The sequence below is a fragment of the Arthrobacter sp. KBS0702 genome (assembly GCF_005937985.2).
Lineage (GTDB): Bacteria > Actinomycetota > Actinomycetes > Actinomycetales > Micrococcaceae > Arthrobacter.
The window spans coordinates 705,374-730,966 of record NZ_CP042172.1 but is presented as its reverse complement, the minus strand read 5'-3'; the positions used below and the strand labels follow the sequence as shown (position 1 = coordinate 730,966).

Here is a 25,593-nt window from a genome sequence, read left to right as displayed (position 1 = left end):
GTCACCGGCCCGGCCAAGGACCTGCTGCTCGAATCCGCGCTGCACAGGACGGCCGTGAATCCCCGCATCGTCGTCTCCGCCGTCTGCGTCTTCGACGACGCCGGCCGCCTCCTGACCGTCCGCAAGCGCGGCACGGACAAGTTCATGCACCCGGGCGGCAAGCCCGAACCCGGCGAAACCGCCGCCCAGGCCGCTTCCCGCGAGCTCGAGGAGGAAGTGGGAATCAGCGTGGCCCCCGGGGACCTGGTGCCCTTTGGCCGCTGGCTGGCCGACGCCGCAAATGAGGCTGCCACGCAGATCGAGGCCACCGTTTTCACCGCGCCCACCTTGATCAACGCACCAGGCAGCTGGACCGCGCACCCGTCGGCGGAGATCGCCGAAATCCGTTGGCTGGACCTGTCCGGCGAGTTGCCGGACGATCTGGCGCCGTTGCTCACGGACCACGTGCTGCCGCTCCTCGCGGCCCAGGCGGACCGCCGCGGCTAGGGCTCCGGCACCGCCTCCGCGGCCACCGCGGTAGCCTCGGCAAACTGCGTCCGGTACAGCTCGGCGTAGCGCCCCTCCGCGGCGAGCAACTCGTTGTGCGTCCCCCGCTCCACAATTTGGCCGTCCTCGACCACCAGGATGGCGTCGGCGGCGCGAATGGTGGAGAGCCGGTGGGCGATCACGACGGCGGTGCGGCCCTCGAGCGCGGCGCCGAGCGCTTCCTGCACGGCGGCTTCGTTGGTCGAGTCCAGCGCGGCCGTGGCCTCGTCGAGGATCACGACCCGCGGCTGGGCGATCAGCAGCCGGGCGATGGTGAGCCTTTGCCGTTCGCCGCCCGAGAGCCGGTAGCCGCGCTCCCCCACCACGGTGTCCAGCCCGTCCGGCAGGGACCGGATCATGTCCTCGAGCCGGGCCTGGCGCAGCACGTCCCACATCAGCTCCTCGCTGGCGCCGGGCCTGGCCAGGCGCAGGTTGGAGGCGATGCTCTCGTGGAAGAGGTGCCCGTCCTGGGTGACCATGCCCAGGGTTTGCCGCATCGAATCGAAAGTCAGGTCGCGGACGTCCACCCCGGCGCCGGCTCCCGCACCGCCGAACCGGACGGCGCCCGAATCGACGTCGTAGAGCCGGGAGAGCAGCTGGGCGATGGTGGACTTTCCGGCGCCCGAGGAACCCACCAGGGCCACGGTCTGGCCCGGTTCCACCCGGAAGCTGATGCCGTGCAGCACTTCCTCGCCGCCGCGGGTATCCAGGGTGGAGACGTCCTCGAGGGAGGCCAGCGAGACCTTGTCCGCCGAGGGGTAGGAGAAGCGGACATCGTCGAACTCCACGGACAGCGGGCCGCGCGGCGATTCCACCGCATCCGGCTTCTGCTGGATGAGCGGCTTGAGATCCAGGATCTCGAAGACGCGCTCGAAGCTGACCAGGGCGCTCATGATTTCCACCCGGGCATTGGACAAGGCGGTGAGCGGCGCATAGAGGCGGGTCAGGAGCAGCGCGAGCACGACGACGTCGCCCGCGGCCAGCTGCCCGCCGAGGGCGAGCCAGCCGCCCAGGCCGTAGACCAGGGCCAGGGCGAGGGCGGAGACGAGGGTCAGGGCCGTGACGAAGGTGAACTGCAACATCGCGGTGCGGACGCCGATGTCCCGGACCCGCCCGGCCCGGAGCGCGAACTCGCGGGATTCCTCGTCCGGACGGCCAAAGAGCTTGACCAGGGTGGCGCCGGGGGCGGAGAAGCGTTCGGTCATCTGGGTGCCCATGGCGGCGTTGTGCTCCGCGGCTTCGCGGCGCAGTTCGGCAAGTCTGGAGCCCATCCGGCGGGCCGGAATCAGGAAGATCGGCAGCAGGATCATGGCCAGGACGGTCACCAGCCAGGACTTGTTCAGCATCACCACGAGGGTGAGGGCCAGCGCCACCACATTGCTGACAACGCCGGAGAGCGTGCCCGCGAAGGCCGACTGGGCGCCGATCACGTCGTTGTTGAGCCGGCTGACCAGCGCCCCGGTGCGGGTCCGGGTGAAGAACGCGATCGGCATCTTCTGTACGTGGTCGAAGACCTTGGTGCGCAAGTCCACGATGACGCCTTCGCCGATGGTCGAGGACAGCCAGCGCGTCACCAGCCCGATGCCGGCCTCAGCGACGGCCACGACCGCGATCAGCACGGCGAGCCAGATCACCGTTCCGGCGTCCGCCTTCGCGATGATCGCATCCACCACCTGGCCGGCAAGGACCGGCGTCGCGACCGCCAGCACGGCCATCACGATCGACAGCAGCACGAAGGCGATCAGCCTGCCGCGGTGCGGCCGCGCGAAGCCGAAGACGCGCTTGAGGAGCTCCTTGGAGAACGGTTTGGAGCCGCTCGAGGCGCGGGTGATGTTGTAGAGGGAGCTCCAGGCAACCCGGTCCATGCTCATGTGTTCGTGCCTTTCGGGGCGCTCGCGCCCTGCAGTTCGGTAACGACGCCGTCGACGACGTGCCAGCGCACGTCCAGGCGCACGTTTTCCAGCAGCCTGCGGTCGTGCGTGACGAGCAGCAGGGCGCCGTCGTAGCTTTCGAGGGCTTCCTCGAGCTGTTCGATCGCGGGGAGGTCAAGGTGGTTGGTCGGCTCGTCGAGGACCAGCAGGTTCACCCCGCGGGCCTGCAGCAGCGCCAGCGCGGCCCGGGTCCGTTCCCCCGGCGAGAGCGAGTCGACGGGCCGGGAAGTGTGGTCGGCCTTGAGGCCGAATTTGGCCAGCAGGGTGCGGACCTCGGCCGGGGACAGTTCCGTCAGGACCGCCTCGACGGCGTCGGCGAGTTTGAGCTGGCCGGCGAGCAGGCCGCGGGCCTGGTCGATTTCTCCCACGGCCACCGAGGCGCCCATGGACGCATCACCGGCGTCGGGCCGTGTCACCCCGAGCAGGAGGCGCAGCAGGGTGGACTTGCCCGCGCCGTTCGGCCCGGTGATGCCGATCCGCTCGCCGGCGTTGAGCTGCAGGTTCACCGGGCCCAGGGTGAAATCGCCCTGGCGAACGACGGCGTCGCGCAGGGTCGCGACGACGGCGCTCGAACGCGGCGCCGCCCCGATGCTGAACTGCAGCTGCCATTCCTTGCGCGGTTCCTCGATTTCCTCCAGCCGGGCGATCCGGGATTCCATCTGCCGGACTTTCTGGCCCTGCTTTTCGGAGGACTCCGTGCTGGCCGCCCGGCGGATCTTGTCATTGTCCGGATTCTTCTTCATGGCGTTTCGGACGCCCTGGGAGCTCCACTCGCGCTGGGTGCGGGCCCGCGAGACCAGATCCGCCTTCGTAGAGGCGAACTCCTCGTAACGTTCCCGCGCGTGCCGGCGGGCGACGGCGCGTTCCTCCAGGTAGGCCTCGTAGCCGCCGTCGTAGACCGCGACGGCGTTTTGCGCGCGGTCCAGTTCCACCACCGTGGTGACGCAGCGGGCCAGGAACTCCCGGTCATGCGAGACCAGCACGACGCCGCCGCGGAGACCCTGGACGAAGGACTCCAGCTTGGCCAGGCCGCCCAGGTCGAGGTCGTTGGTGGGCTCGTCGAGGAGCACGATGTCGAAGCGGCTCAACAGGAGGGCCGCGAGCGCCACCCGGGCGGCCTGGCCGCCGGAGAGCCCGGTCATTGCCGCGTCGGGTCCCACCTCGAGACCCAGATCCGCCAGCACCGGCGGAATCCGCTCCTCAAGATCGGCGGCGCCGGAAGCCATCCAGCGGTCGAACGCTGCCGAGTACGCGTCCTCGGAGCCCGGGGCGCCGGTTCCCAGCGCCTCGGCGGTGGATTCCATCTCCGCCGTCGCCTGCCCGCAGCCGGTACGCCGGGCGATGTAGCCGGCCACAGTTTCGCCGTCGATCCGTTCGTGTTCCTGCGGCAGCCAGCCGACAAAAGCGTCGGCCGGGGCAAGGCTCACCGTGCCCTCCTGCGGCTGGTCGACGCCGGCGAGCAGCCGCAGCAGCGTGGACTTGCCGGCACCGTTGGCGCCCACGACGCCGACGACGTCGCCCGGCGCGACCGTGAGGGAGAGTTTGGAGAAGAGTGTGCGGTGGTCGTGACCACCGGAAAGGTCCTTGGCAACAAGGGTTGCAGTCATTAGTCCATTCTCTCACCGAGGCCCAAAACGGACGGCTGGGGGGGCGGCCGGCCGGGGCTGAAATCCGGCGAAAATCCGCGCACCTGCCGCCCGGCATAGAAGAACCCGCTGGTCCGGACTTGGGGGGTGTACGGACCAGCGGGTTCGAGCATCTAGCATAGTTGAAGAACACGAGCAGGTAAAATCGCAAGCTAGCCCCGCTCTTTGATTCCACGACGCAGGAAGCCCCTCGATGCCATTACCCGCCAAGGCGTTCCAACACTGGCTTCACCGTGTCGCCCCGGCGATGAGCACCGCCGACATTTGTCGGATCTCCGGCGTCAAACGAACCACCTTGGCGCAGCAACTGGTGCGCGGCAAGGTCGCGGAATCCTCCGTCGTGAGCATCAGCCGGGCCCTGGGCCTCAACCCCCTGGACGGCCTCGCCAGCTTCGAGAGCTATGCCGGCCTGACGGGTCCATCGCGGCCGCCCACGCCGGCCGAGCTGGTCAGCCAGATCGCGACCACGGATTTGCTGCACGCCGTGATCGCACGCACCGCGCCGGGCGGCGCGGCCACCCCGGCGCTGCGTCCGGCCCCGCACGCCACCTCGGTGCGGAACTGGGTGGACGCCATCGACGACGGCGACCTCCGGCACCGGGTGTCGGCGGCCACCGGGATCGCGCCACAGAACTACTCGGCCCAACTGACCGCCAACCGGCTCTCCCCCGAACTCGCCGTGGCAACCTCGCGCGCCGCTGGCGTCGGTTTCACCGGCGGGCTCGTCGCCACCGGGCTGGTCACCGAAGCCGAGGCCGGCTGGCTGCCCGGCGCGCGGCAGGCGGCGCTGGATGCACTCTCCGACGGCGAACTCACCGTGCTGGCCGGCGACCGGTTGCAGGCGCTGGGAAGGACCCTGCGCCGCCAGGAACAAGAACAAGCGCAAACGGAAAAAATCTGGGAGAACCTGGGATGATCGAAATCCTGCAATGGTCCACCCTGGCCGTCTGCGGCGCACTGGCCGCGGCCAGGATCCCGAGCGCACGCCGCGGCGAGAACCGCCTGCTCTTTGGCATCCTGCTGCTGATGACCGTCGCGATCCTGCTCAGCATGCGGGCGCCTTATGTGGCCATCGACCAGGTGCTGGGAGGCCGCAACCTGGCCAACCTGATCCTCCGCTTCATCATTTTCGGCGCCATCCTCCTGGTGGGCATCCGCGTTGCGAGGGCTTTCGGGGCACGTCGCGCGCTGACGCTGATCACCGGCCGGGCCGGGGCCGTTGCCCTCGCCATTGCCGGCGTGGCCGTGATCGTGACGTTCCTGTTCATGGACACGGCGGGGTCCTCCGCCGGGCTGGAGGCGATCGCCGCGCAGGATGCCCGCAACGCCATGCTGGTCGAGTACTACGGGGCGGCGGGACGGCTGTACCCCAGCTACGTCGCGCTCGTCCTCCTGCCGGCCACGATCGGGGTGCTCCGCAGCCGCCTCCCGGCCCTCATCCGGACGGCGGCGCTGCTCCTGTCCGTGGGTGCCGTGGCCATCGCCTTGAGCCTGCTGTTTCCGATGATCCCGCCGGGCCTGGGCATCCTGCGGTTTATTGTGAACTACACCGCTATCCTCTGCTACGTACTGGGACTGGCCCTGATCTGGATGGCCAAACTCCGGGCCCACCCGTCGCCGCGGAACCGGCGCCCCGATCCAGCGGCCACGGCACCGGATTAGGAGTGCAGAAACATGGCAGTGCTTCAGTGGGGGACGCTGATCGTTTGCGGCCTCGCCACGGTCGTCCGGATTCCCGACGCCCTGCGCGGGCGCAACCGGACTGTTTTCGGGATCCTCTTCCTCGCCACGCTGTGCAGCCTGCTCAGCATCCCCGAGCCCTACTCGGCTATCGACAAGGCGCTGGGGAGCTGGAACCTGACCAACCTGATCCTGCGCTTCTTCGTTTTCGGAATGGTCTTCCTGGTCGGCGTACGGCTGGCCAAGGGGCTTGGCGCCGCCCCCGCCCGGCGCCTGATCACCGGCGCCCCGGGACGTTGGGGGCTGGCGGCCGCGTGCCTCGCGGTCACCGTCACGTTCCTGCTGATGGACACCGGGGGTTCCTCCGCCGGGCTTGAAGCCCTCTCGGACGAGGGCCGCCGCAATGCCGCCCTTGTCCCGTTCTATGCGGCGGCCGGGCGCAGTTATCCGGCGTTCGTCTCATTCGTTCTGCTGCTTCCCCTGCTGGCGACGATCAGGACACCGCTGCCGCGGCTGGTGCGGGCCGGCGCTGCAGTAACCCTGGTGGGGGCCGCCGCGGCCATCGCGAGCGTGCCGGCGTCCTTCGCGCCGGACGCCTGGGATCCGGCCCGGATGCTCATCAACTACGTGGCGGTGCTCGGCTACGTGCTGGGACTGCTCACCTTTTGGTTTTCCGGCCAGATCGCAGGACCGCCATATAACGCTCCCGCAACGTTCCGTAAAAAGTAGGCCCGGGCGTTCACAAAATCATTAGACCATGAGAGAATCATGAATGTGTGAAAACGCTAGCCGGCTTCGTGAATGGGGATTCAGTCTAACGGGCCTGGCGAAACGTGCAAGCGCCATTGGGGGGATGAGTGGTAGCGGTCCGGAAGGACCGCTCCCACTCAGCCTGTTTAAGCGGCAGGTGGCTCTCTTTATCCCACCACCACCCGACGGGCGTCAGCGCCGGAACCGGAGGGTCAGCAGCTGGAAGGGGCGCAGCTCAAGCTCCGCGGACCCAGCCCGGGTCGTCACCCCGGGTGCATCCACGGGCCGCTCCAGGAGATCCACGGTGAGCACTCCCGCGGCGTCGAAATTGGCTGAAACCGTGCCGGATGAGCGCTCCCCGAGGGATTCGTAGAGCCTCACGATCACGTCGCCCGAGCCGTCCTCCGCGAGTTTGACCGCCTCGACCACGAGGGCGGGATTGGAGACCGTGAACAGCGGCTCGACACCGCGGGCACCCCTGACCACGCGCGGTGCGAGGTTGGTGCGGTAGCCCTCCTCGACGGCGTCGGCTATCCCGGCGCCGGGCCGGACGGTGACCGTCAGCTCGTGCGGACCACGGTCGGCGTTCGGGTCCGGGTACTTGGGAGCCCGCAGCAGCGAGACCCGGACCGTTGTGGTGGTGCCGCCGTCATCCTCTCGAACGGCGCGGGTGACATCGTGGCCGTAGCTGGCGGCGTTGGAAACCGCGACGCCGTAGCCGGGCTCGGCCACATGGATCCAGCGGTGCGCACAGATCTCGAATTTGGCCGCCTCCCACGAGGTGTTGAGGTGGGTGGGACGGAAGACGTGGCCGAACTGCGTTTCCGAGGCGGAGCGGTCGGCCCGGACGTCGAACGCGAAACCAAGCTTGAGCAGTTTCTCGCGTTCCTGCCAGTCCACCGCGGTGGTGATGGCCAGCGAGGACGCACCGGGTTCCAGCAGGATCCGCTGGGTCACGGCGGAGGCGCCGGCCAGCCGCTCCACCACGACGGCGGCAGCGTCACCGAGGCGTTCCAGGGTCACGGAGCGTGCCTCGGTCAACGCTGTGACGTTGCGTCGGTAGAACGCGTCAATGTCCCACGCGTCCCATTCGTTGGGCGTGTCCCGGTGCAGTTCGAGGAGGTTGCCGAACTGGCCCGGGGCGATCGCCTCGCGTCCGCTGCCGTAGTCCTTGAGCGACACCAGCAGGCCATCGGCGTTCACCTCGGCGCGGATGATCCCGTTGTCCAGCACGTAGCCGCCGCCGGCCGTCGCGGACCGGACGGGCGCGGCCGTGCGGAGGGGGATGCCGCCGGCGAGGGCCGGTACACCGTGACGGGCGTGCGGGGCGGCGTTGAGCAGGAACTCCTGCCCTCCCTCCCCCAGGATGGCGCGGGCGGCCTCGGCGATGATCGCCTCCAGGTCGCGGGCGACGGCGTCGTAGTTCCGCTCGGCGTCCTGGTGCACCCAGGCGATCGAGCTGCCCGGCAGGATGTCATGGAATTGCTGCAGCAGCACCAGCCGCCAGAGCCGCTTGAGCTCGGCCGCCGGGTAGCGTGCGCCGGCACGGACGGCAGCCGTGGCGCACCACAGCTCGGCTTCCCGCAGCAGGTGCTCGCTGCGCCGGTTGCCCCGTTTGGTGTTGGCCTGGCTGGTGTACGTGCCGCGGTGCAACTCGAGGTACATTTCGCCCACCCAGACGGGAAGCCCCGGGTATTCCGCTTCGGCGGCGGCGAAGAAGTCCGCGGCCGCGCCGAGCCGAACCCGCGGGGATCCCTCCAGATCCGCGGTGCGCCGTGCCGCGGCCAGCATTTCACGGGTGGGTCCGCCGCCGCCGTCGCCGTAGCCGAAGGGAAGCAGGGACATGGTGCCGCGTCCGTGCTCCCGGTAGTTCCGCTCCGCGTGCGCGAGTTCCCGGCCGCTGATTTCGGCGCTGTAGGTGTCCACCGGGGGGAAATGCGTGAAGAGCCGGGTGCCGTCGATCCCTTCCCAGTGGAAGGTGTGGTGCGGCATCCGGTTGACCTGGTTCCAGGAGATCTTTTGGGTCAGGAACCAGCGGCTCCCGGCGGCCTTAACGATCTGTGGCAGCGCGGCTGAGTAGCCGAAGGTGTCCGGCAGCCAGGCCTCCCTGCACTCGACGCCGAACTCGGCTAGGAAGAAGCTCTTGCCCTCCAGGAACTGGCGGGCCATGGCTTCGCCGCCGGGCATGTTGCTGTCCGATTCGACCCACATGCCGCCTACCGGGACGAACTGGCCGGTCTTGACCTTTTCCCGGATGCGCTCGAAGAGCTCCGGGTAGGACTCCTTGATCCAGGCGAGCTGCTGCGCCGAGGAGCAGGAGAACACGAACCCGGGGTCCTCGTCCATGAGCGCCACCACGTTGGAGAAGGTCCGCGCGCATTTCCGGATGGTTTCCCGGACCGGCCACAGCCAGGCGGAGTCGATGTGCGCGTGGCCGGTCGCGAGGAGGCGGTGGGCCGAGGCGTAGGCCGGCCGGGCCAGCACCTCGGCGAGCACCGCCCGGCCGGCGGCAGCCGTGCCCGCCACGTCGTCCGGGTCCATAACGTCCAGCATCCGTTCAAGGGCGCGGAGGATCTCGTGCCGGCGGGGCAGCTCCATCGGCAGTTCGTGCATCAGCCCGCTGAGGGTCCAGATGTCCTGCTGCAGCTCCCACACGGCCTGGTTGAGCTCGGCGATGACGACAGGGCCCAGCCGGTACTGCGGCTCGGATCCGGCGGTCGCCTTGTCGCCGTAGGGGGTCGCCGCGAAGGTCCAGCCCTGGGACAGGTCCGGGTTGGCCGCCGCCTCGACGTAGAAGTCCACGGACATCCCGCTGCCCAGCAGCTTCAAGGGAATGTACTGGTTGCGCGGGGAGATCGCCTTGATCACGGTGCCGTCGGCCCGCCAGGCGGTGCCCTCGCATTGGAACCCCGGAAGGTCGCTGCTGAAGCCGAGGTCCACGAGGATTTCCACGCAGGTGTCCGCCGCACTGCCCCAGGAATCGGGAACCTCGCCCTGGAGCCGCAGCCACTTGGTGCTCCAGGGCCGCCCCCAGGCCTCCCCCTGCTCCTGCGGCGTGAACTGCTGCCGCACCGCCTCGAGCGCCGGGACGGGTTCGCCCGGCGCCTCCCAACTGCTCAGCGTGAGCGGCGCGCTGCGCGGGTAGACCGCGGGGATGATGCGTTCGCGCAGAAAGCGGTCCAGCCGGACTTCCGTGAGACGGCGGTCGTCGTGCAATGTGATCCTCTTCGCGCTGGTGCCGGTGGTTCGTGCGGGGTCGAGTCGTGTGTCCAGTCGATGGATAAAAATCTACGTCGGCCGCCGCGGTTAAGCCAACGCGCGCCTAGTCGGTGCCCTCCGGGGAGGACACGCGTTCGTGGCCGGCGTAGACGTTGAGCGTGGTGCCACGGCTGAACCCCGCGAGCGTCATTCCGCTGGCCTCGGCGAGTTCCACTGCCAGGCTGGAGGGGGCGCTGACGGCGGCCAGCACCGGGATTCCGGCCAGCGACGCCTTCTGCACGAGTTCAAAGGACGCCCGGCCCGACACTTGGAGCACGGTGCCGCTCAAGGGCAGCAGGCCTTCCCGCAGCGCCCAGCCGACGACCTTGTCCACCGCGTTGTGGCGGCCCACGTCTTCCCGCAGGCAGAGCAACTCGGCGGAACCGTCGTCGGAAATCCGGAAAAGTCCCGCGGCGTGCACGCCGCCGGTGACGTCGAAGACGGCCTGGGCTTCCCGCAGCCGGTCCGGCAACGAGGCGAGTGTCTCCACCGGCACGGTCAGCGGGTCGTCGGCGGGGTGGAAGTGCGAGGACTTACGCACGGCGTCGATCGAGTCGGTGCCGCAGATCCCGCAGGAGCTGGAGGTGAAAAAGTTGCGCCCGGTATCCGGCCGGACGACGTCGGGGCGCAGTTGCGCCTCCACGACGTTGAAGGTCTGGACGCCGTCCTCGTCCTCGCCGGCGCAGAACCGCAGGGAGACGAGTTGCTCCGGCGTCCAGATGACCCCCTCGGAGACCAGGAACCCGGCGACGAGGTCGAAGTCGCTGCCCGGCGTCCGCATGGTGACCGAGTAGGAGAGGCTGCCCAGCCGGATCTCGAGTGGCTCCTCGACCGCCAGCACGTCCTCCCGGTGCCGGACCGGGAACTCCAGCGCCTGCGGCGAGCCGTCCAGGACAAATTTGTGCACCTTGCGGCGCTGTGTCACGCGGCCCATCCGATACTCCTCATCAGCATTGCATTCGGGGTCGGCCGCCGGCGGCGGCACGCCCCTGGATCAATCATGAACTCTGCCCGCGCCTCAGCCAAGCAGTCCGCTCCAGTCCACCGGGCCGTCCGCGGCCGGCTTCCGGGCGGCACGCTTCGTGGCCGGCTTGGCGGGCGTCTTCGCCGGGGCAGGTTCCGGCAGCGCCGCGCCCCACGGCAGGGCAAACGCCGGCACCGGCTCGCCCAGCTGCACGCCGTGCGGCGGGACCACCAGGACGCCGTCGGCGGCGGCCAGTCCGCGCATCATGCCCGGACCGGTGTGCTGCGCCGGCGATGCCATCCCGTACACCATGCGGAACGGCATCAGCCGGGTCCGGCCGGGGTCGGGGTCGATCATGGTTCCGCACGGCACCTCGGTCACCGGAGGCGGCGTTCCGTGGCCCAGGGCGGCCAACAGAGGGGCGCCGAGGGTGGACAGCGCCATCATGGCGGCGAGCGGATTTCCGGGGAGCCCGATGATGAAGCGCCCGTCCGGCAGTTCCGCCAGCACCGCCGGGTGGCCCGGGCGCATGGCGATCCCGTCGACCAGCAGCCGGCCGCCCAGTTCCGCGACCGTTCGCCGGAGATGGTCGGTGCCAGAACGGCCAGTGCCGCCGGTGGTGATGACGACGTCGGCCGGCAGCGGTTCCGCGGCGTCACCGGCGGCCGGGCCGGCCTGCGCCGCCGGGGCGTCGGTGTCTTCAAGGGCGGCGAGCCACTCGGCGTCGGCGTCACCGATCTTGACCTCACCGGCGAAGATCCCGCCGAGCATTTCAACGACGGCGGCCAGCTGCGGCCCGAAGGTGTCCCGCACCTCGCCCGGTTCGGGGACGCCGCTGCTGACGACCTCGGAGCCGGTGAGCACGAGCCGGACCACGGGCTTGCCTAGGACCGGCAGCTCGTCGTGTCCGGCGAGGGCTGCCAGGGCCAGGTGCGCGGGGTTAAGGACGGCGCCAGCCTTGATGAGCACCTCACCGGCGGCGGCTTCCTGCGCGGCGTTGCGGATGTGGTCGCCGTTGCGCGGTTCCCCGGGCTTGGCCCCGCCGCCGAGTTTCAGGACCGGCAGCCCGTCCTCGTCCGGGGCGATGACGCCGCTCTCACTCCGGAGCACGGCTTTCGCGCCCGCCGGGATCAGTCCGCCGGTGACGATCGGGCTGGCCTGGTGCGGGGCCAGCCGCTGCCCGGGCTCGGCGAGGATCCAGGGGCCGCTGCCGTTGACGGCCCAGCCGTCCATCGCGGAGGAGGCGTAGTGCGGCATGTCATGCAGGGCTCTCAGGTCCTCGGCCAGGGTCCGACCCAGCGCATGCCGGAGCGGCACCGGTGCGGCCGGGATGGGGGTGGCGCAGTCGAAGGCCAGCTGCCGCGCCTCCTGCCAGCCGTGTGCAAGGTGCCGGTGGGGAGCCTCGGCGGAATCTCCGGAGGCTCGGTCGTCGGGGACCGAGGCGGCGTCGGCGGCGGCATGCCGCGTGGGCGGGGGATCGTCGGGGCCGGCGCTGCTGTCGGGCGGCTCAGGCGTCATGCCCCGGGAGCCTCGGCGGCGGCGTATTCCTTCGCGAGTTTCCGTGCCACGCCCATGGCGGCCTGCATCGACACACTGTCTGGGGCCTGGCCTGAACCCGAGGCCAGGCCGGCGGCGAAGCCCGCGATGAAGGTGGTCAGCGGCGCGGCGGGGCGGACGATGGAATGCGCCGCCACGCCAGCCAGTCCCAGCACTTCGTTGATGTCGATTTCGACGTCGTCGAGCTCCAGGGCCTGGAGCAGCGCGCGGCACCAGTCTTCCAGCGTTTCATCCTGGCTTTTCACTGTTTGCCTCCAAAGTCGAATTCGGCCGCTCCGTCCCGGACCGGCCTAAGCCGGGGTCTGAAACCCCCAGCGCGGAAGCGTCATCCCAGGTGTCCACGTCATCGGTGGAACCCGGCGGAACCGGAACCTTCCGCAGTTCAAGACTAGCAAGCAGGGCGAAGACGGAAGCCCCCTCGAGGGCGTTCCGCCGGGCCGCGTCGTCGACGGCGTGTTGTAGCGCGGCTGTGCGATAAAGCCCGACGAGGGGCTGGGTGCGCCCGTCCGACGAAACTGCCATGACCCCGTCGCGGCCGGCCGGGACTCCCGTGCGGCCCTCCTCGCCTGCAGCCAGCAGGGTGCCGACGGCGGCGGCGACCCGCGGCATGTCGCAGGCGAGCACCAAGGTCAGAACGGCGGGGCTGTTCCCGGTCCCGGCCAGGGCGTCGAGCCCGGCAGCGATTGCGGCGGCAGGTCCGGCGAACGGGGGGTCCTCGCGGCAGCCCAGCACCTCCGGCGGGAGGCCGCCCACCTGCGGGCCGACCACCACGGCCCGGCGCGCACCACGGACTGCCGCGAGGGTGAGTTCCAGCAAGGTGGCGCCGTCAACCGCCAGCTGGGCCTTGGGCACGCCGCCGAGCCGGGAGGACCTGCCCCCGGCGAGGATCACGACGTCGAATTCCACCCGCCCAGCCTAGCCGCAGCGGCCGGCACAGAGTGCAAGCGTGGGCCGTTCAGTGCGCCTTTTCGGGGAGCAGGAACGGGTCCCACGCCGGCGTCGGCTTCTCCAGTTCCTTGATCTGCCAGATGGTGCCTTTCGGTGGCCCCGGGACGAAGCCGAGTTTCCAGCCCATTTCCGCGGGCGTATGGTCCCCCTTGGCGTTGTTGCAGCGCAGGCAGGCGGCGACGAGGTTCTCCCACGAATCCGCGCCGCCCCGGGACTTGGGCTGGACGTGGTCGATGGTGTGGGCAGCTTTGCCACAGTAGGCGCAGCGGTGGTTGTCCCGGCGGAGCACTCCCCTGCGGCTGACCGCCGTCATGGTGTTGTATCGGGGCCTGATGTACCTGTTCAACAGGATCACCGAAGGGCGGCCGAGGATGTCCTGCGGGCCCACCACGGGATCGTCGCCTTCGGCCACCACGCTGGCCTTCCCCGTCAGCACAAGGACCAGCGCCCGGCGGAAGGTGACTACCGCCAGCGGTTCATATCCAGCATTCAGAACGAGAGTGCGCATCCGCATACCTCTTCACGGCCGCACCCGCCAGGGGCACGAGGGCCGGCTGCCCTGTGCATGGTCGGGCTATGGATCGACACCACAAGAGTAAACACCGGGAGCCCGGATTACCGAATTTTTCTTATCCCGGGCGCGCGCGGCACGGCCCGGCGGCGGGTCCGCCAACGCAAAGGACCCCTGCCGCGGGGCAGGGGTCCTTCACAATGCTTCCGGCGGGCGCCGGGATTCAGTCCTAGCCGCCGACGCGGATGAAGACCGGGCCGGAGCCTACGTTGACGCTGTAGAGCGCGGTGGTTCCGCCGTTCCAGCCGCCGTGGACGGCCATGCCGTTGCCGACGTAAACAGCGATGTGGGCCATGCCCATGCCGCCGTTCTGGTAGTAGGCGAGGTCGCCCGGCTGAGCCTCAGCGGCGCTCACGGTGCGGCCCAGGGACAGGTAACCTGCCGGCCAGCCGTGGTAGTTGATGCCCACTGCGGCAAGTGCGTTGGTCGCCAGCATGGTGCAGTCCTGGGAGACGCCGATCTGCGCGTAGGCAGCTGCGGCGATCGAAGCGCCCATGCCGCTGACAGCAGCCGGAGCCTTCGTGGCCAGGGAAGCCGTCACGGCGGTGCCGGTGGAAGCAGCAGCTTCCTTGACCTGGACAACCGGCTTGGGTGCCTCGACCGGGGCCGGTGCGGTGGTGACAGCAGGCTTCTCGTAGGAGATGGCGATGCTGGAGGCCGCGGAGATCGTGGCCGGTGCGGTGGACTGTACTTCCATGGCGGAAGCAGAAGTCGATTCGCGCTGAACGTTGGTCTCGGCAGCGTTGGCTGCGATACCGCTGGTCAGTACCAGGCCGGAGGCTGCAGCGATAACCGCGGCCTGGCGACCCATACCACCGGCGTTGTCGCCGACGGCCTTAGCAATGACAGCCAGCGAGTTGGTCTTGGTGACCTCCGCGCGGTGGCGTGCAATGGTTGCACGAGTAGTCATTCAGTTCTCTCTTTCGTGATCCTTTTGTCCGCGCTTTTACAGGCGGGACTGAGGACGCTCCGGCATCTTGGGGGTACGCCGGATCGCCCCGAAACGGGTTTCTTTAGCGAAGGGTGTACTGCGAAGACGCGCCAAAAGCGGGAACTGCGTTGTGAGATCCAGTCCGGGCGCCGGCAAGGGCCGCGCGGAGCATGGAGTTCAGCGGGCTCAAGTGAGCCTCGCCAGCGCGAGAACGCGCAGCATTGTGGCGTGAAGACACGAAAGTAGCCTCTCCCAATGCCTACGAGGTGAGCTGTCGGATTCGGATGGGAGTCACCCGGCCGCGCCGCTTCCTGGGAAGCTTTGCGACTTAACCCCAAGGTCTTCTTGCGAAGACCAAAATTGGTTCCCCCGCCCCTGCCAGACGATGTCATGCGAACGGACCTTGAGCGGTGGCAGAGTTAGGCAATCCACTCAAGAGCGCCAACTTCGGTGAAGTTGGCGTGCTTCATACGGTACAGCAGTTAGGACTCAATGTCACATTCAGATCACGGCGTGTCACAGAAATGCGAGTGGTCCCTCGGGTCGGTCTAAAGCCAGCCCAGCGGATCAACGACTTCTCCGTTGACCATCACCTCGAAGTGGAGGTGGCAGCCGGTGGAGGCGCCGGTGGTTCCGCTCATCGCCACCACATCGCCGCGGGAAACCTGCTGGCCCACGCGGACGTTTGAGGACGACAAGTGGTTGTACGTGGTCTCCAGGCCGTTGCCATGGTCGATCACGACGCGGTTGCCGCCCCCGTAGGGGTGCCAACCGGTAAAGGTTACGGTGCCGCTGGCCGCGGCGTGCACGGGGGTGCCGCACTGGGCGGCGTAGTCCTGGCCGCGGTGGAATTCGCCCACGGCCCCCGTGATGGGACTGATCCGGTAACCGAACGGCGAGGCGGTCACCATCACGTCCAGCGGTGCCCCCAGGCTACCGGCCGAGGCTGCCCTGGTAATCGTGCTGGCCGACTGGGCACTGAGCAGCTGCTTGAGCTTGCCATCCGGGTCGCCCTTGGTGGTGATAGCCGTGCGGTTGAAGTCGATCTGGGCCGCTGAGGCCTTGACCTCGGGCTGGGCCGCGGCCGACACAGAGCCGGTCTTGGCGGCGTCGTTGGCCATGACCGGGCCAGTGGCCGGGACGCTGATGGTGAGGACCAGTCCAGTGGCCGCCAGGGCGATGCCTGCCTTCTGCCCAACGCCGCTGACGGCGGCGAAGTCTGTCATCTGGCGGAACGCGCTGCGCCGGCCGCGGCGTTCATCGCGGTGCGCGTCACGCGGGCGCTCGGCGGTCACGACGGCGGCGGCCGGGCGCGGCTCCGGAGCGGGACCGGTCGCGCGACGGCGGCCCCTGACGGTCTGGGTGGTCAAGTACGGTTCCTCTCTGGATAGCCTGCGAAGTTAGCTGTCGGATTCGGGTCAGAGAGATCAAAGACCCGGTCCGCCGATGCAAGCATCCAGACACAGGGACATCCAGGGAGGCCCTCGTAGAGTTTGCTTGCCGCTAGCGGACTTCACCCCAAGGCTGTTGAATCAACAGCCGCTTGTGGTTCCCCCGCCTCTGCCAGAAGGTGACTCGCCTACTGATCCGCTGGCAGAGCTCGGCTTCGGATCAGATAACGCTTTAGTATCAGTGCCAGTGCTCAACTATAGGGGATTAAGGCAAGCAGTAATAATTTCGTTATCTCGCCTGTGCACAACCCCTGGCCGGCCCCGGGCATGCCCGCCCCGCGCGAGCTACCCGAGAGTAACAAAGACGTGGGCTGCAACCTCGGGAGGCAGTTCCAAGGCGCCTTCAATGTCCGGGACCCGGACCGAGATGTACTCCCCCACTCGTTCCAGCGACACCCTTGCGCCGGGACGGATTCCGCCTTCGTCCAGCTGGACCAGCAGTTCCGGCTCCACCTGGATGGGCTCGGCCAGGCGGCTCACGGTGATCCGGGAGTCCGCGCCGTAGCCGGCCATGGCGTCGAGGAGGTTGACGACCCCGTCCGCGATGCCTGATTCGGGGAGCCCGCCAAGATCTGCCAGTCCCGGGATCGGGTTTCCGTAGGGAGACACGGTGGGGTGGTCCAGCATCTCAAAAATGCGCCGCTCAACCCGTTCACTCATCACGTGTTCCCAGCGGCAGGCTTCCTCGTGAACGTAGGCCCAATCGAGTCCGATCACGTCGGCGAGCAGCCGCTCAGCGAGCCGGTGCTTGCGCATGACCTCGATCGCGCGCTTGCGGCCCGCTTCGGTCAGCTCCAGGTGCCGGTCGCCGGAAACCACGACCAGGCCGTCCCGCTCCATGCGGCCGACAGTCTGGGAAACGGTGGGGCCGGAATGGCGGAGCCGTTCGGCGATGCGGGCGCGGAGGGCGACGATGTTCTCTTCTTCAAGTTCCAGGATGGTCCGAAGATACATCTCGGTGGTATCAATCAGATCCGTCATTCAGCTCAGCTCCTCGAGCGCCGTCCTTGCGTCATTCCCACCGTACCGCGTCCGGGATGCGCCCCGGCGAGATCCGCCGTACGTCACCGCACAGCCTAGCCTATTTTGAATTACTCCGGATAATCCCGGACCCCGACGGCGCCGCCCCACCGTGCCTGTCTCAATGACCGGACTATGACGGACGTTTTTCCCGCCTGCCCGGGACCGTCGGGCAGAATAAGGGCAGGTCCCCGGCCGCAGCCCACGCACGATCCGCCCGGGCCACGCCACGCACCCAGCCGACAATTGGAGCCACTGTGAGCGACACCCGCATCACCATCCCCGCGAACCTCCTGCCCAAGGACGGCCGGTTTGGCGCCGGCCCGTCGAAGGTCAGGCCGGAGCAAATCCAGGCCCTGTCCGCGGCGTCGGCGACGCTGCTGGGCACCTCGCACCGCCAGGCTCCGGTCAAGAACCTCGTGGGTTCGGTGCGCACCGGCCTCAGCGACTTCTTCCGGGCCCCCGAAGGCTACGAGGTTATCCTCGGCGTCGGCGGGTCCACGGCGTTCTGGGACATTGCCAGCTTCGGCCTCGTAGAGAACAAGGCACAGCACCTGTCCTTCGGCGAGTTCGGCTCGAAGTTCGCCGCGGCCACCAATAAGGCGCCGTTCCTGGCCGAATCCTCGGTCATCACCTCCGAGCCCGGCACCCGCCCCGAGGCCCGGGCCGAGGCCGGCGTCGACGCCTACGCCTGGCCGCAGAACGAGACCTCCACCGGCGTTGCCGCGCCGGTGCGGCGCGTGCCGGGGGCGGACGAGGGCTCGCTCGTACTGGTCGACGCCACGTCCGCGGCCGGCGGCCTGGATGTCGACGTCGCCGAGGCGGATGTGTACTACTTCGCCCCGCAGAAGAACTTCGCGTCCGACGGCGGACTGTGGCTGGGCCTGTTTTCCCCGGCAGCGCTGGAGCGCGCCGCCCGGATCAAGGCCAGCGGCCGCTGGATCCCGGATTTCCTGGATCTGCAGACCGCCATCGACAATTCACGGCTGAACCAGACCTACAACACTCCGGCGCTGGCCACCCTGGTGACCCTCGATGCGCAGGTGCAGTGGCTCAACGCCAGCGGCGGCCTCGACTTCGCCGCCGCACGGACCGCCGACTCGGCCGGCCGCATCTACCGCTGGGCCGAGGCCTCCTCCTATGCCACGCCTTTCGTGGCCCGGGCGGAGGACCGCTCCAACGTGATCGCCACGATCGACTTCGATGACTCCATTGATGCCTCGGCCGTCGCCAAGGTCCTGCGCGCCAATGGCATCGTGGATACCGAGCCGTACCGCAAGCTGGGCCGAAACCAGCTGCGCATCGCCACCTTCGTGGCGATCGAGCCCGACGACGTGTCCGCGCTCCTTGAGTGCATCGACTTCGTCGTGGGCGAGCTCAAGCAGTAGCGGCGGTGTCCCCCCGCGGGACGAGTCAGCGGCCGACGGCGTCGCCGGGGGTTTCCCCCCGGTCGGCGCCGTCGGCGTTCTCACCGGAGGTTGCCTCCCGTCCGGCGGCACCGGTCGACGGGCTGCCGGGGATGACCCGGAAGTAGCGCAGCCCGCGGGCACGGCGGTTGAAGCGGATCCGGAGCTGCTTTGCCCGCACAATCCAGGCCATCCCGATCAGGGCCGCGGCAACTCCCGCGGCCGCCGCGACGCCCATGGACCAGCGTGCGCCGGCAACGTTCGCCACCCACCCCACGAAGGGGGCCCCGATGGGGGTGCCGCCCATGAAGATCGCCATGTACAGCGCCATCACCCGGCCGCGCATCACCGGATCGGTGGTGGTCTGGACGTAGCCGTTGGCGCTGGTCATCATGGTGATCGCGAAGAGGCCGACCGGCACCAGCGCGACGCCGAACCAGAAGTAGTCGGGGGCCAGCGCGGCGAGGCCGGAGGTCAGGCCGAAGGCCCCGGCCGCCCCGAAAATCACACGCATCCGCGGCCGTCCCCGGCCGGCCGAGAGCAGCGCGCCGGCAACCGAACCGATCGCCATGATCGAATTCATCAGGCCGAAGGCTCCGGCGTCCAGGCCGAACTCCGTGCCGACCATGGCCGCAATGAAGAGGACGAAGTTCAGTCCCAGGGTTCCCACGATGAAGACCGCCACGAGCACCACCACGATGTCCGGCCGGAAGCGCACGTAGCGCAGGCCCTCGCGGATCCGTCCCTTGCCGGCCGGCGCCCGGGGCAGCTGCCGCAAGGAGGCTACCGGGATTTTGGCCAGGCTCAGGAGCAGGGCCAGGAACGTGACGGTGTTGACCAGGAACACCCAGCCGGGCCCGATGGCCACGGTGAGCAGGCCGGCGACGGCGGGCCCGATCATCCGGGCCACGTTGAATGAGGCGCTGTTGAGGGCGACGGCGTTGGGCAGGTAGTCGTCGCGTACCAGCTCGGAGACGAACGTCTGGCGCACGGGTGCGTCGAGGGCGGACACGACGCCCAGCAGGAGCGCAAAGATGTAGACGTGCCAGAGCTGCGCGGCGCCGGAGAGCACCAGGACGCCGAGCGCCGCGCTCAGCAGTGCCATGGCGGACTGCGTCAGGACCAGCAGTTGCTTGCGGTTGAAGCGGTCGGCGACCAGTCCGGCCACGGGGGCGAGGAACAGCTGCGGTCCCAGTTGCAGGGCCATTGTGATGCCCATGGCTCCGGCGTCCTGCGCGCTCAGGTGGTCAAAGACCAGCCAGTCCTGCGCGGTGCGCTGCATCCAGGTCCCGATGTTGGAGACCAGGGCGCCGATGAACCAGATCCGGTAGTTCAGGATGTGCAGCGATTTGAAGGTGGACCTCATGCCCGAACCCTCCGCTGCCTTCCCCCGAACGGAGCCAAATCGCTAGTCGGCCTCGACGGTGGACTCGTCCTCCGCCGCCCCGGTATTGGCGTTGTCGTCGGGCGCTGAGTGCGCCTCCACGGCGTCGTCGGCGGCGGGCTGTTCCGTCGGGGCGCCACCGGCGGGGGCGGCGTCGTCGTCCTGCTGGGCGTCTTCCGGGCGAACCCGTTCGGCCCACGGAACCCACTCCGGGGCCAGGATGGAATCCTCGGAGGGCAGCAGGCCCAGTTCGTCCACCGTGATGACCTTGGAGCGGGAGTTGCGCGTCAACACCGCGTACCACTGCCAGCCACCGTAGCCGGGCAGTTTGGACTCGAAAAGGTGCGTGACCAGACGGTCGCCTTCGCTCTTGGCACCCAGATGCCGGCCGATCTGCTCCGCCGGAGCGATGCCCTCCACGGCCGTCCGTGCGGCGTCCACCGCAGCGGCCAGGAAGGCGTCGGGCTTGCCGGTGCGCCAGACGGGGACGCCGTAGCGCGGCTTGGATCCTGCTTTGGCGCCGGCGGCCTTGGCGGCCGCACCGGCCGTCGCGGCGGCGTTCTGTTCAGGTTCCGGAGTCATCGCGGGCCCTTACGCGTCCAGCTCGTCGGCGACCTTACGAAGCGCGGCGGCAATGGCCTTGGCCTTGTTGCCTTCCGGGTACTTCCCCGCGGACAGTGTTCCGGAAAGGTTGTCCAGCACGCTGACGAGGTCCTGCACCAGCGGTGCGAGGTCCTTGGCGCTGGGCCGCTTGGCCTTCGCGATGGACGGCGTCTTGTCCAGCACCCGCAGGCCCAGGGCTTGGGCTCCCTTGCGGCCGTCTGCCACACCAAACTCCACCCGGGTTCCGGCCTTGAGCTCCGTCACGCCTTCGGGCAGCGCCGACTTGGGCAGGAAGACCTCCTGGCCGTCTTCGCCTGCGAGGAATCCGAAGCCTTTTTCCTTGTCATACCACTTGACCTTGCCGGTGGGCACGTAATCAACCTTCTTCGTTCTGCGGGGGACGCGGCCGGCGGTCAGCGCATCCGCATGGATATGCGCGTTCAGGGTGTGACTGCCAGGTCCGTGTTGGTCTGTTCCTCCAAGGTTATCCTGCCTTGGCCACTTTGACGGTTTGAGGCGCGGGCTGGACCGGGCTGTTAGCGTTGGCTGCATGACACCTCAGCGTTTCCGGCGGCCCGTGTTGATCCTTGCGGCCGCCGTTGCGGCGCTCTCGCTGGCCGCCGTCGGAGCCGTGATGGCCATGGCGTTCAACACCACGGTGGCCCCGGCGTGGGTCACCTCCGTTGCCCTGTACGGGCTGCCCCTGGCGTTCCTGCTCATGCTGGCCCTTGTGATCGACGCCGTGGCCAGTCGTCGCCGGACACCAGAGCACGGCGAAAGGTAACGTTGGACTGATGTCCCTGATCCGCGCGCTCAGCAAGGAACTGCAGGCCCGCAGCGACGACTCGTTGCGGGCCCTGTTCTCCGCGCGGCCGGACCTGATCTCCCCGGCGGTCCCGGACTTCCCCGCCTTGGCCGCGCGGGCCAGCGGCCGGGTCAGCGTCCAGCGTGCGTTGGAACGACTGAACCGTCCCGAAATGCAGGTGCTGGAAACCCTGCACCTCTGCACCAACACGGACACTGGCCACAGCGCGTCGGCCGCGACGCTCAAACGGCTGATCAACGGCTCCACCGTGACCGCGCTTGAGCGGCTGCTGCACTCGCTGCAGGAACTCGCCCTCGTGCACCGGGCCGAGCCCCCGCATGGTTCGACCCCGGCCGCGGGCCGGCAGCGCTTTTACCTTCCGGTCGGGAGCCTCAAGGACGTCATCGGCATCTATCCTGCCGGGCTGGGACGGAGCTATACAGAACTGGTGCGGCTGCAGCCTGCCTTCGCCCAGCGCGTGGTCCAGCTTGTCGGCGAACTGCACCGCACCGGGGCCGACATTGCCCCGGCCACGACGCCGATGGAGGCCGCGCTGTCGTTACAGCACTGGACCGCCTCACCGGAAGCCCTGCGACAGCTGCTCGCCGACGCCCCCGACCGCACGGCGGCGCTGCTCGCCCGGTTCGGAAACTGGGCCATGGGCGCGGTCCCCCAGGCGCAGCGCCGAGCATCCGTGCTGAACGAGGGCTCCGACGTCGGGCCGGTCGACTGGTTGTTGGCCCGCGGGCTGTTGGTGCCGCTGGACGCCGCACATGTGGAGCTTCCGCACAGCGTCGGCATTTCGCTGCGGGGCGGCTTCGTGATCGAACACTTCGCGCTCAGCCCGCCGGTTCCACGGCTGGGACAGACCAGCGCGGCGCTGCGCCGCAATGCCGCGCTCGGCGCCATCGCCGAGACGCTGAGGCTGGTCGGCGAACTGCTCCACGCCGTGCGGGAACAGCCGCTCGTTACCCTGCGCAGCGGCGGCGTGGGCGTCCGGGAAATGAAGCGCCTCGCCGACGCCCTGCGGATCGGACTGACCGAAGCCGGTGGGCTGGCGGAGCTCTGCGCCCTCTCCGGGCTGCTCCGCCTGGACGTGGACAGCTCCGCCTGGATCCCGGCGCCGCAGCTGGAATGGCAGGCGCTGCCCCGGCAGGAGCAGTGGCTGTGGCTCGTCAACGCCTGGCTTGCCAGCGAACGCGTCCCGTCCCTGGTGGGCCAGCCGGTGAGCGGCGTCGCCACCGCCCAGGCGCACCGCGGCACGGCCGCAAGCACCATCAACGCCCTCTCCGCGGAAGCGCAGCGGCCCGATGCCCCGGTGGTCCGGAAACGGATTCTGGAGATCCTGAACGAACTCACCGTGGAAGCCGACGCGGCCGACGGCGAGGCCCCGGTGCTCGACGCCGCCGCCGTGCTGGAACGCGCCGACTGGTCGCAGCCGCGGATGGCGCGCCGCTTCAGTTCGCTGATCCGCGGGGTCCTTGCCGAAGCCGAAATGCTGGGCCTGATCGGGTCCGGCGCCCTGAGCCAGATCGGGGCGGCGATCGCCGTCGAACAGCCCGACGAGGCCCTGGCCATCCTGGGCGAGCACCTGCCGGCGGCGCTGAACCACGTGCTCCTCCAGGCGGACCTGACCGCCGTCGCCCCGGGCTACCTGGACCCGGAGCTGAGTGAGAAACTGCTGACCATGGCGGACGCGGAGGGCCAGGGCCCGGCCACCATCTACCGCTTCTCCGTGGCCTCGGTCCGGCGTGCCCTGGATGCCGGGCAGGACGCCCGGGGGCTGCTGGAGTTCCTGCGCGAGCACTCCGCGACCGCGGTGCCGCAACCGCTGGAGTACCTGATCGAGGACACGGCCGCGCGCCACGCCCGGCTCCGGGTGGGTCCGGCTGCGAGCTTCATCCAGAGCGAGGACGAGACCTCCCTGCTGGAGCTGCTCAATACCCCGGCTGCCGCCGGCCTGGCCCTGGTCCGGATTGCCCCGACCGTGCTGATCTCGCCGGCCGCGCCCCGGGAAACCGCCCAGGTGCTGCGCGGCCTGGGCCTCTCCCCCGCGCTGGAGGACACCGGTTCCGCCGTCGTCCGGCTGCGCCGCAGCACCGCGGCGCCCGGGAGCACCCGACCGGTCTACACAGCCCCCCGCACCGCCCCCGCGGACGCCGACGTCGACGCCCAGCTGGCCGTGCTGCGCGACGGCCGCACCCCGCACGCCTCCGGTGCGCCGGAGGGCCGCGGCACGGCGGCGCCCGACGCCGAGGCCGCGACGCAGCTGGGCCTGGAGACCCTGCAGAAAGCGATCCGGCTCAAGCAGCCGGTGGTGATGAACGTGGTGGACAGCCTGGGGAATGCCAGCCGCGAAACCGTTGTTCCGGTAGCAGTGAACGGCGGCCGGGTGCGGGTGTTCGACCCGGCCAAGGACACCGAACGCGTCCTGTCCATCCACCGGATTATTGATGTTGAAGCCACAGAGGAACTGCTCCAGTGAATGACGGACCGCTGATCGTCCAGAGCGACAAGACCATCCTGCTGGAAGTGGACCACGAACAGGCTACCGAGGCGCGCCACGCGATCGCGGCCTTCGCCGAGCTGGAGCGCGCCCCGGAACATGTCCACAGCTACCGCCTGACGCCACTGGGGCTCTGGAACGCCCGGGCGGCCGGGCTCGACGCCGAACAGGTGCTCGACACCCTGCTCAAGTATTCCCGCTTCCCGGTGCCGCATTCGCTGCTGATTGACATCGAGGAAACCATGTCCCGGTACGGCCGGCTGCGGCTGGAGAAGGACCCGCAGCACGGCCTCGTCATGCGCACCTCCGACTACCCGGTGCTCGAGGAGGTCAGCCGCGCCAAGAAGATCGCTCCCCTGCTGGGGCCGCGGATCGATGCCGAGACGGTGGTGGTGCACTCCTCGCAGCGGGGCCAGCTCAAGCAGCTGCTGCTCAAGATCGGCTGGCCCGCGGAGGACTTCGCCGGCTACGTCGACGGCACGCCGCACCCCATCATGCTCAATGAGTCCGGCTGGAAACTCCGCCCCTACCAGCAGCTGGCCACGGAGAACTTCTGGGCCGGCGGCAGCGGCGTCGTCGTGCTTCCCTGCGGCGCCGGCAAGACGCTGGTGGGCGCTGCCGCGATGGCCACGAGTTCCACCACCACGCTGATCCTGGTGACCAACACGGTGTCCGCGCGGCAATGGAAGGACGAGCTGCTCAAGCGGACCTCCCTCACCGAAGAGGAGATCGGCGAATACTCGGGCTCGGTCAAGGAAGTCCGCCCCGTCACGATCGCCACCTACCAGGTGCTCACCACCAAGCGCGGCGGACTCTACCCGCATCTGGAACTCGTGGACGGCAACGACTGGGGCCTGATCATCTACGACGAGGTCCATCTGCTGCCGGCGCCGATCTTCCGGATGACCGCGGACCTGCAGGCACGCCGCCGCCTGGGCCTGACCGCCACGCTGGTCCGCGAGGACGGCCGCGAGGGCGAGGTCTTCAGCCTGATCGGTCCCAAGCGCTACGACGCCCCGTGGAAGGACATCGAGGCGCAGGGCTACATCGCGCCGGCGGACTGTGTGGAGGTCCGGGTGGATCTTCCCCGCGACGAACGCGTGGCGTATGCCATGGCCGAGGATGCGGACAAGTACCGGCTTTGCGCCACCTCGGAGACCAAGACCGGGATCGTGGAGCGGCTGGTGGCCGAGCACGCCGGCGAGCAGCTGCTAGTGATCGGGCAGTACATCGACCAGCTGGACGAGATCGGCGAGCGGCTGCAGGCCCCGGTGATTAAGGGCGACACCTCGGTCAAGGAACGCCAGCGGCTCTTCGACGCCTTCCGCGCGGGAGAAGTGCAGACCCTGGTGGTGTCCAAGGTCGCGAACTTCTCCATCGACCTGCCGGAGGCCTCGGTGGCGATCCAGGTCTCCGGGTCCTTCGGCTCCCGCCAGGAGGAGGCCCAGCGGCTGGGGCGGCTGCTGCGGCCCAAGCAGGACGGCAGGGCCGCACGCTTCTATTCGCTCGTGGCACGGGACACCTTGGACCAGGACTTCGCCGCAAAGCGCCAGCGCTTCCTGGCCGAACAGGGCTATGCCTACCGGATCATGGACGCCAAGGATGTCGGCGCCGGCAGCTAGCCGACCTCCATTCAACACACATCTGCCTCTCAGAA

The 25,593-nt window shown here is 69.1% G+C and carries 22 protein-coding genes and 2 riboswitches; of the genes, 8 read left to right on the top strand and 14 right to left on the bottom strand.

The window, feature by feature from the left end; translation table 11 throughout:
- Positions 1 to 54: 54 nt before the first annotated feature.
- A complete protein-coding gene (locus FFF93_RS03440) occupies positions 55 to 486 on the top strand; it encodes an NUDIX domain-containing protein (RefSeq protein ID WP_138770574.1) in 432 nt (143 codons plus the stop codon).
- Here FFF93_RS03440 and FFF93_RS03435 read toward each other — a convergent pair.
- Together FFF93_RS03435 and FFF93_RS03430 are read right to left on the bottom strand one after the other, a co-directional pair.
- The gene (locus tag FFF93_RS03435; protein ID WP_138770148.1) at positions 483 to 2,396 is read right to left on the bottom strand and encodes an ABC transporter ATP-binding protein; all 1,914 of its coding nucleotides are present in this window, start codon (positions 2,394 to 2,396) and stop codon (positions 483 to 485) included. The genes FFF93_RS03440 and FFF93_RS03435 overlap by 4 nt on opposite strands.
- Positions 2,393 to 4,063 (bottom strand): ABC-F family ATP-binding cassette domain-containing protein, encoded by a 1,671-nt coding sequence (locus FFF93_RS03430; RefSeq protein WP_138770149.1) that lies wholly within the window; start codon positions 4,061 to 4,063, stop codon positions 2,393 to 2,395. The genes FFF93_RS03435 and FFF93_RS03430 overlap by 4 nt, the downstream gene beginning before the upstream one ends.
- Positions 4,064 to 4,295: 232 nt before the next feature.
- Between FFF93_RS03430 and FFF93_RS03425 the strand changes: the two genes are divergently transcribed.
- The 3 genes from FFF93_RS03425 to FFF93_RS03415 are packed head-to-tail and all read left to right on the top strand — an operon-like array spanning position 4,296 to position 6,511.
- Positions 4,296 to 5,018: a hypothetical protein gene (locus FFF93_RS03425; protein WP_138770150.1), complete on the top strand. Its 723-nt coding sequence runs from the start codon at positions 4,296 to 4,298 to the stop codon at positions 5,016 to 5,018.
- The gene (locus tag FFF93_RS03420) at positions 5,015 to 5,764 is read left to right on the top strand and encodes a hypothetical protein (RefSeq protein WP_138770151.1); all 750 of its coding nucleotides are present in this window, start codon (positions 5,015 to 5,017) and stop codon (positions 5,762 to 5,764) included. Before FFF93_RS03425 ends, FFF93_RS03420 begins: the two co-directional genes overlap by 4 nt.
- 12 nt (positions 5,765 to 5,776) lie before the next feature.
- On the top strand, positions 5,777 to 6,511 hold the full coding sequence (locus FFF93_RS03415; protein WP_138770152.1) for a hypothetical protein: 735 nt from the start codon (positions 5,777 to 5,779) through the stop codon (positions 6,509 to 6,511).
- A gap of 213 nt (positions 6,512 to 6,724) precedes the next feature.
- Here the strand turns inward: FFF93_RS03415 and FFF93_RS03410 are convergent, their stop codons facing one another.
- The 9 genes from FFF93_RS03410 to FFF93_RS03375 all read right to left on the bottom strand — a co-directional run bounded on the left by FFF93_RS03410 (position 6,725) and on the right by FFF93_RS03375 (position 17,193).
- Positions 6,725 to 9,748 (bottom strand): glycoside hydrolase family 38 C-terminal domain-containing protein, encoded by a 3,024-nt coding sequence (locus tag FFF93_RS03410; protein ID WP_138770153.1) that lies wholly within the window; start codon positions 9,746 to 9,748, stop codon positions 6,725 to 6,727.
- Positions 9,749 to 9,854: 106 nt separating this feature from the next.
- Positions 9,855 to 10,724: a formate dehydrogenase accessory sulfurtransferase FdhD gene (fdhD, locus tag FFF93_RS03405; RefSeq protein ID WP_138770154.1), complete on the bottom strand. Its 870-nt coding sequence runs from the start codon at positions 10,722 to 10,724 to the stop codon at positions 9,855 to 9,857.
- Positions 10,725 to 10,808: 84 nt separating this feature from the next.
- On the bottom strand, positions 10,809 to 12,272 hold the full coding sequence (locus tag FFF93_RS03400; protein WP_138770155.1) for a molybdopterin molybdotransferase MoeA: 1,464 nt from the start codon (positions 12,270 to 12,272) through the stop codon (positions 10,809 to 10,811).
- Positions 12,269 to 12,556 (bottom strand): DUF6457 domain-containing protein, encoded by a 288-nt coding sequence (locus FFF93_RS17015; protein ID WP_222424641.1) that lies wholly within the window; start codon positions 12,554 to 12,556, stop codon positions 12,269 to 12,271. Before FFF93_RS17015 ends, FFF93_RS03400 begins: the two co-directional genes overlap by 4 nt.
- Positions 12,540 to 13,217 carry a molybdenum cofactor guanylyltransferase gene (locus tag FFF93_RS03395; protein ID WP_222424640.1) on the bottom strand — a complete coding sequence of 226 codons (678 nt, stop codon included), beginning with the start codon at positions 13,215 to 13,217 and terminating at the stop codon, positions 12,540 to 12,542. The genes FFF93_RS17015 and FFF93_RS03395 overlap by 17 nt, the downstream gene beginning before the upstream one ends.
- A 49-nt stretch (positions 13,218 to 13,266) precedes the next feature.
- A complete protein-coding gene (locus tag FFF93_RS03390; RefSeq protein WP_138770156.1) occupies positions 13,267 to 13,767 on the bottom strand; it encodes an HNH endonuclease in 501 nt (166 codons plus the stop codon).
- Positions 13,768 to 13,999: 232 nt separating this feature from the next.
- Positions 14,000 to 14,740, bottom strand: coding sequence for an NlpC/P60 family protein (locus FFF93_RS03385; RefSeq protein ID WP_138770157.1), 741 nt, complete (start codon positions 14,738 to 14,740; stop codon positions 14,000 to 14,002).
- Between the two features lie 263 nt (positions 14,741 to 15,003).
- Positions 15,004 to 15,197: riboswitch (cyclic di-AMP (ydaO/yuaA leader) on the bottom strand.
- A gap of 112 nt (positions 15,198 to 15,309) precedes the next feature.
- A complete protein-coding gene (locus tag FFF93_RS03380; RefSeq protein ID WP_138770158.1) occupies positions 15,310 to 16,131 on the bottom strand; it encodes a M23 family metallopeptidase in 822 nt (273 codons plus the stop codon).
- A 4-nt stretch (positions 16,132 to 16,135) separates the two neighbouring features.
- Positions 16,136 to 16,377: riboswitch (cyclic di-AMP (ydaO/yuaA leader) on the bottom strand.
- A gap of 120 nt (positions 16,378 to 16,497) precedes the next feature.
- Complete coding sequence (locus FFF93_RS03375) at positions 16,498 to 17,193, bottom strand: metal-dependent transcriptional regulator (protein ID WP_138770159.1); 696 nt, start codon at positions 17,191 to 17,193, stop codon at positions 16,498 to 16,500.
- A 296-nt stretch (positions 17,194 to 17,489) separates the two neighbouring features.
- Here FFF93_RS03375 and serC point away from each other — a divergent pair, with 296 nt between their 5' ends.
- Positions 17,490 to 18,620, top strand: coding sequence for a phosphoserine transaminase (gene serC, locus FFF93_RS03370; RefSeq protein ID WP_138770160.1), 1,131 nt, complete (start codon positions 17,490 to 17,492; stop codon positions 18,618 to 18,620).
- Between the two features lie 25 nt (positions 18,621 to 18,645).
- Here the strand turns inward: serC and FFF93_RS03365 are convergent, their stop codons facing one another.
- Genes FFF93_RS03365 through FFF93_RS03355 form a run of 3 tightly spaced genes read right to left on the bottom strand, consistent with a single transcriptional unit; the run spans position 18,646 to position 20,997 of the window.
- A complete protein-coding gene (locus FFF93_RS03365; protein WP_138770161.1) occupies positions 18,646 to 20,004 on the bottom strand; it encodes an MFS transporter in 1,359 nt (452 codons plus the stop codon).
- Positions 20,005 to 20,046: 42 nt separating this feature from the next.
- Positions 20,047 to 20,604 (bottom strand): DUF3027 domain-containing protein, encoded by a 558-nt coding sequence (locus FFF93_RS03360; RefSeq protein ID WP_138770162.1) that lies wholly within the window; start codon positions 20,602 to 20,604, stop codon positions 20,047 to 20,049.
- 9 nt (positions 20,605 to 20,613) lie between these two features.
- The gene (locus tag FFF93_RS03355) at positions 20,614 to 20,997 is read right to left on the bottom strand and encodes a cold-shock protein (protein ID WP_138770163.1); all 384 of its coding nucleotides are present in this window, start codon (positions 20,995 to 20,997) and stop codon (positions 20,614 to 20,616) included.
- A 178-nt stretch (positions 20,998 to 21,175) separates the two neighbouring features.
- Between FFF93_RS03355 and FFF93_RS03350 the strand changes: the two genes are divergently transcribed.
- Genes FFF93_RS03350 through FFF93_RS03340 form a run of 3 tightly spaced genes read left to right on the top strand, consistent with a single transcriptional unit; the run spans position 21,176 to position 25,558 of the window.
- Entirely contained in the window at positions 21,176 to 21,409 is a 234-nt protein-coding gene (locus tag FFF93_RS03350; protein WP_138770164.1) for a hypothetical protein, read from the top strand.
- Between the two features lie 10 nt (positions 21,410 to 21,419).
- Entirely contained in the window at positions 21,420 to 23,915 is a 2,496-nt protein-coding gene (locus FFF93_RS03345) for a helicase-associated domain-containing protein (RefSeq protein ID WP_138770165.1), read from the top strand.
- Entirely contained in the window at positions 23,912 to 25,558 is a 1,647-nt protein-coding gene (locus FFF93_RS03340) for a DNA repair helicase XPB (protein ID WP_138770166.1), read from the top strand. The genes FFF93_RS03345 and FFF93_RS03340 overlap by 4 nt, the downstream gene beginning before the upstream one ends.
- Positions 25,559 to 25,593 lie beyond the last annotated feature (35 nt).

Coding starts and splice junctions, on each gene's coding strand:
- FFF93_RS03350 (WP_138770164.1), top strand. CDS start 21,176: ATGACACCTCAGCGTTTCCGGCGGCCCGTGTTGATCCTTGCGGCCGCC.
- fdhD (WP_138770154.1), bottom strand. CDS start 10,724: ATGGGCCGCGTGACACAGCGCCGCAAGGTGCACAAATTTGTCCTGGAC.
- FFF93_RS03390 (WP_138770156.1), bottom strand. CDS start 13,767: ATGCGCACTCTCGTTCTGAATGCTGGATATGAACCGCTGGCGGTAGTC.
- FFF93_RS03360 (WP_138770162.1), bottom strand. CDS start 20,604: ATGACTCCGGAACCTGAACAGAACGCCGCCGCGACGGCCGGTGCGGCC.
- FFF93_RS03415 (WP_138770152.1), top strand. CDS start 5,777: ATGGCAGTGCTTCAGTGGGGGACGCTGATCGTTTGCGGCCTCGCCACG.
- FFF93_RS03365 (WP_138770161.1), bottom strand. CDS start 20,004: ATGAGGTCCACCTTCAAATCGCTGCACATCCTGAACTACCGGATCTGG.
- FFF93_RS03430 (WP_138770149.1), bottom strand. CDS start 4,063: ATGACTGCAACCCTTGTTGCCAAGGACCTTTCCGGTGGTCACGACCAC.
- FFF93_RS03425 (WP_138770150.1), top strand. CDS start 4,296: ATGCCATTACCCGCCAAGGCGTTCCAACACTGGCTTCACCGTGTCGCC.
- FFF93_RS03375 (WP_138770159.1), bottom strand. CDS start 17,193: ATGACGGATCTGATTGATACCACCGAGATGTATCTTCGGACCATCCTG.
- FFF93_RS03345 (WP_138770165.1), top strand. CDS start 21,420: ATGTCCCTGATCCGCGCGCTCAGCAAGGAACTGCAGGCCCGCAGCGAC.
- FFF93_RS03420 (WP_138770151.1), top strand. CDS start 5,015: ATGATCGAAATCCTGCAATGGTCCACCCTGGCCGTCTGCGGCGCACTG.
- FFF93_RS03385 (WP_138770157.1), bottom strand. CDS start 14,740: ATGACTACTCGTGCAACCATTGCACGCCACCGCGCGGAGGTCACCAAG.
- FFF93_RS03400 (WP_138770155.1), bottom strand. CDS start 12,272: ATGACGCCTGAGCCGCCCGACAGCAGCGCCGGCCCCGACGATCCCCCG.
- FFF93_RS03435 (WP_138770148.1), bottom strand. CDS start 2,396: ATGAGCATGGACCGGGTTGCCTGGAGCTCCCTCTACAACATCACCCGC.